Origin of the sequence: Saccharothrix sp. NPDC042600 (genome assembly GCF_040647305.1) — a bacterium.
GTDB lineage: Bacteria > Actinomycetota > Actinomycetes > Mycobacteriales > Pseudonocardiaceae > Actinosynnema > Actinosynnema mutabilis.
Window position 1 is genome coordinate 1 of record NZ_JBEZBW010000193.1, and the last position, 6,403, is coordinate 6,403.

Genomic DNA, 6,403 nt, shown 5'->3' on the forward strand with positions numbered 1-6,403 from the left:
GACCCCGGCGATCTGTGGTTGCCTCCGGCAGGCCGTGCGGGGGACGAACCGACGCCCTTCCACCCCCGGGGGCCTGCCGCGCGGCGAGCGCCGCTCTTCGCTCTTGCCCTTCGCTCTCGCCTTCGCTCTTCGCTCTCGCCTTCGCTCTTCGCTCTACGCCTTCGCTCCTCGCTCTTCGCTCTCGCTTCTCACTTCTCGCTTCTCGCTCTTGAAGCGCCTCAGCGCATATTGCGCTCGAACACGAGCCGCAGCCCCAACAGCGTCAGGTCGGGCACGTGGCTCTGGATCGTCGCCGACTCGGTCACCACGAGCGGCGCCAGCCCGCCGGTCGCGATCACCGCCACCGGCCCCGGCTCGCTGGCCTGCAGCTCGTCCACGATCCGCCGCACCAGCCCGTCCACCTGCCCGACGAACCCGTACACGATGCCCGACTGCAGGCACTCGACCGTGTTCTTCCCGATCACCGACCGGGGCCGCACCAGCTCGACCTTGCGCAGCTGCGCCGCCCGAGCCGCCAGCGCGTCCACCGAGATCTCGATGCCCGGCGCCAGCGCGCCGCCGAGGAACTCGCCCTTGGCGGAGATGACGTCCAGGTTGGTGGACGTGCCGAAGTCCACGACCACGCACGCCGTGCTGTGCAGGTGGTGGGCCGCCAGGGTGTTGATCACCCGGTCCGAGCCCACCTCCTTCGGGTTGTCCACCAGCAGCGGCACGCCGGTCCGCACGCCCGGCTCGACCAGCACCTTCGGCACCGCCGAGTAGTACCGGCCGAGCATCACGCGCAGCTCGCGAAGCACCGCCGGCACCGTGGACAGCGCCGAGATGCCGGTGATCTTGTCCGCGTACTCGCCGAGCAGGCCGCGCATGGTCAGGGCCAGCTCGTCGGCGGTCATGCGCGCGTCGGTGCGCATCCGCCAGTCGCGCACCAGCGCGGCTTTGTCGCCGGTGCCGTCGTAGAGACCGAGGACGATGTTGGTGTTGCCGACGTCGATGGCGAGCAGCACGCCCGTAGCTCCTAGTTCTCGGCCTCGAATCAGTTTTCGGCTTGGATCAGTTCTCGGCTTGGATCAACGCGTCCAACGCGGTCGCGTCCTCGGTCTCCGACACCGACTCCACTCCCGCACCCGCCACGCCCACACCCACACCGGCACCCGCACTCGCACCCCCCACAACAGCCCCCGCCAGGACCGCCCCGGACACCAGCCCGGACCCTTCGGGAGCATGCGCCGGGTCCGCGCCCAGGTCCACGACCTTGTTGTCCGCGTCCACGAACACGACCTTGGGCTGGTACGCGCGCGCCTCGGCGTCGTCCATCTGCCCGTACGCGATCAGGATGACCAGGTCACCCGGCTTGACCAGGTGCGCGGCGGCGCCGTTGATGCCGATGACGCCGGTGCCGCGCTCGCCGGGGATGACGTAGGTCTCCAGGCGCGCGCCGTTGGTGACGTCCACGATCGCGACCATCTCGCCGGGCAGCAGGTCGGCGGCCTCCATGAGGTCGAGGTCGACCGTCACCGAGCCCACGTAGTGCAGGTCGGCCTGGGTGACCGTGGCGCGGTGGATCTTCGACTTGAGCATCGTGCGCAGCATCGCGGTCCCTCTCACTCGTCGCCGGTGCCGAGCAGCACGGGGGCGTTGTCGATCAGGCGGGTCGTGCCCACGCGGGCGGCGACGAGCAGCCGGGCGTCGCCGTTCTCGGGGGCCGGGCCGAGGTCCGGCGCCCGCAGCTCCAGGTAGTCCACCGACACGCCGGGTTCGGCGGCCAGCACGTCGGAGGCGGCCTTCAGCACGGCGTCCGCGCCCTGCCCGCTGACGTGCGCGCCGGCCGTCAGCGCGGCCGACAGCGTGGTCGCGGCGAGCCGCTCCTCCTCCGACAGGTACCGGTTGCGGGAGGACAGGGCCAGCCCGTCGGCCTCGCGCACGGTCGGCACGCCCACCACCGCGACCGGGAAGTTCAGGTCGCGCGCCATGCGGTGGATCAACGTCAACTGCTGGTAGTCCTTCTCGCCGAACACCGCGTAGGTGGGCTCGACGATGTTGAACAGCTTGGACACCACGGTCAGCACGCCCGCGAAGTGACCGGGCCGGACCGCGCCTTCGAGCTCCTCGCCCAGGGGCCCAGGCGACACGGTGACCGTCGAGCCGGGCAGGTACATGTCCTCGGCGTTCGGCGCGAAGACCAGGCCCACGCCCTCCTCGCGGCACATCTCCAGGTCGGCCTCGAACGTGCGCGGGTAGCGGTCGAGGTCCTCGCCCGCCCCGAACTGGGTCGGGTTCACGAAGATCGACACCACGACCACGGTGTTCTGCATGACCTTGGCCTCGCGGATCAGCTTGCGGTGACCCGCGTGCAGCGCGCCCATGGTCGGCACCAGCGCGATGTTGCGCCCGGCGCCGCGCAGCGCGCGCACCACGCGCCGCAGCCGGTCGGGGTCGCGGTGCACCGTGACGTCGTTGGGCGAGTAGTCGTCCTTGGTGAGCGGCTTGGTCATGCGGGTTCAGTCCTCAAGGGTGGTGCGGACGTCGGTGGCGGCCTCGGGCTTGAGCAGCCCGGCCGCCTGTGCGCGGTCGGCGGTGCGGCGCGCGAGGGTTCGGTACGCGGCAAGGGTCCCAGGCGCCTGCTCGCCCAGGACGGCCAGGTGCTTGGCGACGGTGCCCGCGTCGCCGCGCGCGACCGGTCCGGTGAGGGCGCGGTCGCCGTGGCGCAGGACGTTGTCCAGGGCGGCGGAAAGCAGCGGGCCCAGCATCCGCTCGGCGTCGGCGATGCCCGCGGAGCGCAGCACGTCCGCGCAGTCGGCGACCAGCGTGATCAGGTGGTTCGCGCCGTGGGCGAGGGCCGCGTGGTAGAGCGGGCGGGCCGCCTCGGGGATGCGCACGGGTTCGGCGGCCATCTCCACGACCAGGGCCTCGCCGACGTTCCACGCGGCGTCGTCGCCGTCCGCGGCGGTCACGCCGACCGAGCAGGCGGTCATCCGCTCGACGTCCTCGGCGCGGCCGGTGAACGTCATGACCGGGTGCAGCGCCACGCACAGCGCGCCGACCTCGGCCGCGGGCGCGAGGACGCCGACGCCCTGCGCGCCGCTGGTGTGCACGACGATCTGCCCGGCGCGCAGCGACCCGGTGGCGACCAGGCCGCGGACCAGCCCGGCCAGCTCGTCGTCGGGGACGGCCAGCAGCACCAGGTCGGAGCCGGCGGCGACCTCGGGCGGGGGCAGGACGGGGACTTCGGGGAGCAGTTCCTCGGCGCGGGCCAGGGAGGCGCGCGACACCGCCGACACCGAGCCGACGACGTGGCCCGCCCGGGTCAGGGCGGCGCCCAGCACCGAGCCCACCCGGCCCGCGGAGATCACTCCGACAGCCAGCCGCGCGGGGCGGGGGGTCGCGTCCATGCGACGTACTCCGTTCGAGGCGTTCCAGTCCCGTGGTCGGGTACCGGACGACGGCCGCGAGCGTAATCCGCGTCCGCCGGACCGGGCGTCAACTGCGACGAACACCACCCGCGGCGTTGAGCGCGCCCGGTGCGTCCACAGCGGCCTGACGTGCGGCGATGAGCGCTTCGAGGAGCGCTGCGTGACGTTCGTCCGAGCCCGCCTCCGCCGTGCCGGAGGCCATCCGGTGGCGCAGGAACGCCAGTTCCGTCGCGGCCACCTGGTAGCCGGCGACGGCCCGCGCGGCCTGGTCGCCGACCTTGCGCCGCACCGCGCGCCGCCACCGCCGCCGGCCCTGGAGGCTGGCCAGCAGGGTGACCTCGCTGGAGGCGATCCACCGGTTGGCGGCCATCTCGGGCAGCTGCCCGGCGACGATGCGCTGCTCGCGGCGGCGCTGCCAGATCACCAGCCACACCATGGCGGCGAACACCGGCACCATGATCAGGAAGTACAGGTTGATGAACGTGGAGCCGGTGCCGACGGTGGTGGAGAAGTTCCACAGCGAGTGCAGGCCGGCCGCGCCCAGGTACCCGAGGAGCGGCGCGATCACCCGGACCCGCTTGTTGGTCGTCATGGCCGCGATGCCGATGCCGATGCCGGTCATCGACGTGAACAGCGGGTGTGCGAACGGCGAGAGCACGCCGCGCAGGATGAACAGCGCGATCACGCCGCTGGACAGGTCGCCGAACCCGGAGTCCACGAAGACGCGGGCGAAGTAGTAGATGTTCTCGGTGTAGGCGAACCCGGCGGCGGTGACGCCCGCGTAGACGATGCCGTCCACCACGCCGTCGAACTCCTCGCGCCGGCGCAGGAACAGCGCGATCACGAACGCGGCCTTGGTGGCCTCCTCGACGATCGGCGCGCCGATGACCGCGGCGAACGTGGACCCGTCGCCGCCGTTGAGCAGCTCGCCGAGCACGTGCGCGGTCTGGTTGAACACCAGCGAGGTGATCGTCGCGCCGCACGCGCCCCACGCGAAGGCCAGCAGCAGGATCTTCGCCGGTTCCGGCTCCCACCGGTCCACCCACAGGAACGCGCCGAGCACCGCCACGACCGGCAGCAGCGCGGCGACGGCGCCGACCAGGATCGGGGTGAGGCCGATCTTGCTGGTGCCCAGGCCGAGCAGCACCAGGCCGCACACGCCCAGGGCGATCAGGCCCACCACCGGCAGCAGGACGGTCCAGCGGCGCTGGTTCGCGCGCTTGCGGGCAGGGGAGGCGGTCACAGTGGGCAACCTTAAAGGGACACTTGACCGATGCGGGATTGGGAAGGGGCGTGGCGCGAGGCGCTGTACGGGCCGGAGGGCTTCTTCACCCGCGGTTCGGTGCCCGCCGACCACTTCCGGACGGCCCCGTTGATCGGCCCTGAGCTGGCCGAAGCGTTGCTGGTGCTCCTCGATCGGGTGGATTTCGCGCTGGGGCGGCCCGCGCGGGTGGATTTCGTCGACGTCGGGGCGGGCGGGGGCGAGCTGTCGGCGGCGGTGCGGGAGTCGGCGCCCGGGTCGCTCGGTGCTCGGCTGCACGTGACGGCGGTGGACGTGGGGCCGGCGCGCGAGCTGCCCGGGGTGGCGTGGGAACGGTCGTTGCCCGGTGCCGTGCAGGGGTTGCTGGTGGGTCATGAGTGGCTGGACGCGATCCCGTGCCCGGTGGTGTCGTGGCCGTGTGCCGACCCCTGGTTGGAGCGGTGGTGGCCGTTGCGGCCGGGGTGGCGGGCGGAGATCGGCGCGCCCCGGGACGCGGCGTGGGCGGACGCGGTGTCGCGGGTGCGCGGGGCGGCGTTGGCGATCGACTACGGGCACGTGCTGGCGGACCGGGCGGCGGGGCGGTACGCGGAGGGGACGTTCGCGGCTTACCGCGGTGGGCGGCGGGTGGAGCCGGTGTTCGACGGGTCTTGTGATTTGACCGCGCACGTGGCTTTGGACGCTTGTGCGGCTGCCGCCGGGGGTTCGTGGGTGTTGGTTTCGCAGCGTGACGCGTTGGCGGCGTTGGGGTTGAGCGGTGCGGTGGGTGGGGCGGGGATGGCGTGGCTGGAGTCGTTGGCCCGGTCGGGTCGGGTGGCGGAGTTGCGTGATCCGGCGGGGTTGGGTGCCTTCGGGTGGTTGCTGCACGGGGTGGGCGTGGCGGTGACGGACTTGCTGCCGCCTTTGCCGCCGTGGCGGCCGTGACCGGCTCTGTTCCGGTCTGCCCGGTCTGGTGGTCGGATTACCGCCGGCTTGCGGGGGTTCGCGGGCGGAAGGCTCCGGCGGTATGAGGATTCACGCGTTGCCCGAGGACGTGCTGGCGCGGGCGCGGGGTTGGGCGGGGACGGACGAGTTCCACGAGCTGCTGGAGTCACCCGGTGCGCCGCTGCGGTGCTGCCTGCGGAGAGCCGGGGTCGGCGAGCCGCTGGTGCTGTTCCGGTACACGCCGGGTGCGGGGAGGGGGCCGTACGAGGAGGTAGGGCCGGTGTTCGCGCACATGCTGCCGTGCGGGGGCTTGGAGTCGGCGGACGTGTTCCCGGAGGCGTTCGCGCACAGCCGGAGGTTGCTGCGCACGTACACGGCCGACGGGCGCATCCACGGCGGCGAGATCGCGGAACCGGAGGAGTTGAACGAGAGGATCGAAGAACTGTTGAACAATCCCAACATAGCGGAGGTCCAAATCCGCAGCGCCACCCACGGCTGCTACCTCTTCCACATCACCACCTGACCCCCACACACGAGCCCGCCCAGATCCGGGCCCACCAGCGAGGCTCGCGATGCCAGCGAAACCTGGACACGCGACACGCGACACGCCCGATCCGCCACCGCCAGGCCGCCGCCAGCCACTGCCAACCCCAACCCCCGACCTCACCGCCCCGCCCCCGCCGCAACCCGCCGCCACCACCGCCACGCACCGCCAGCCCTCCGACATACCGGCGGGTCGTCCGCCGACGTCGACGTGCTGCGCACCGCGCTGGTCCGCGGCGCGTTCGAGTACCAGGGCCAGAAGTGCTCC

7 protein-coding genes are annotated in these 6,403 nt (G+C 72.5%); 2 read left to right on the top strand and 5 right to left on the bottom strand.

Annotation, left to right across the window (positions count from 1 at the left end):
- Positions 1-218: 218 nt before the first annotated feature.
- The 5 genes from AB0A74_RS42285 to AB0A74_RS42305 all read right to left on the bottom strand — a co-directional run bounded on the left by AB0A74_RS42285 (position 219) and on the right by AB0A74_RS42305 (position 4,653).
- Positions 219-1,004: a type III pantothenate kinase gene (locus tag AB0A74_RS42285; RefSeq protein WP_358258829.1), complete on the bottom strand. Its 786-nt coding sequence runs from the start codon at positions 1,002-1,004 to the stop codon at positions 219-221.
- A gap of 46 nt (positions 1,005-1,050) precedes the next feature.
- Complete coding sequence (gene panD, locus AB0A74_RS42290) at positions 1,051-1,590, bottom strand: aspartate 1-decarboxylase (protein WP_358258831.1); 540 nt, start codon at positions 1,588-1,590, stop codon at positions 1,051-1,053.
- Positions 1,591-1,601: 11 nt separating this feature from the next.
- Positions 1,602-2,492 carry a pantoate--beta-alanine ligase gene (gene panC, locus AB0A74_RS42295; RefSeq protein WP_358258833.1) on the bottom strand — a complete coding sequence of 297 codons (891 nt, stop codon included), beginning with the start codon at positions 2,490-2,492 and terminating at the stop codon, positions 1,602-1,604.
- Positions 2,493-2,498: 6 nt separating this feature from the next.
- Positions 2,499-3,389 carry a DUF2520 domain-containing protein gene (locus AB0A74_RS42300; protein WP_358258835.1) on the bottom strand — a complete coding sequence of 297 codons (891 nt, stop codon included), beginning with the start codon at positions 3,387-3,389 and terminating at the stop codon, positions 2,499-2,501.
- Between the two features lie 88 nt (positions 3,390-3,477).
- Complete coding sequence (locus AB0A74_RS42305; RefSeq protein ID WP_358258837.1) at positions 3,478-4,653, bottom strand: PrsW family intramembrane metalloprotease; 1,176 nt, start codon at positions 4,651-4,653, stop codon at positions 3,478-3,480.
- A gap of 30 nt (positions 4,654-4,683) precedes the next feature.
- Here AB0A74_RS42305 and AB0A74_RS42310 point away from each other — a divergent pair, with 30 nt between their 5' ends.
- Both AB0A74_RS42310 and AB0A74_RS42315 read left to right on the top strand, forming a co-directional pair.
- Entirely contained in the window at positions 4,684-5,592 is a 909-nt protein-coding gene (locus tag AB0A74_RS42310) for an SAM-dependent methyltransferase (RefSeq protein ID WP_358258839.1), read from the top strand.
- Positions 5,593-5,674: 82 nt separating this feature from the next.
- Positions 5,675-6,115: a DUF1203 domain-containing protein gene (locus AB0A74_RS42315; RefSeq protein ID WP_358258840.1), complete on the top strand. Its 441-nt coding sequence runs from the start codon at positions 5,675-5,677 to the stop codon at positions 6,113-6,115.
- Positions 6,116-6,403 lie beyond the last annotated feature (288 nt).

Coding starts and splice junctions, on each gene's coding strand:
- panD (WP_358258831.1), bottom strand. CDS start 1,590: ATGCTGCGCACGATGCTCAAGTCGAAGATCCACCGCGCCACGGTCACC.
- panC (WP_358258833.1), bottom strand. CDS start 2,492: ATGACCAAGCCGCTCACCAAGGACGACTACTCGCCCAACGACGTCACG.
- AB0A74_RS42300 (WP_358258835.1), bottom strand. CDS start 3,389: ATGGACGCGACCCCCCGCCCCGCGCGGCTGGCTGTCGGAGTGATCTCC.
- AB0A74_RS42310 (WP_358258839.1), top strand. CDS start 4,684: ATGCGGGATTGGGAAGGGGCGTGGCGCGAGGCGCTGTACGGGCCGGAG.
- AB0A74_RS42315 (WP_358258840.1), top strand. CDS start 5,675: ATGAGGATTCACGCGTTGCCCGAGGACGTGCTGGCGCGGGCGCGGGGT.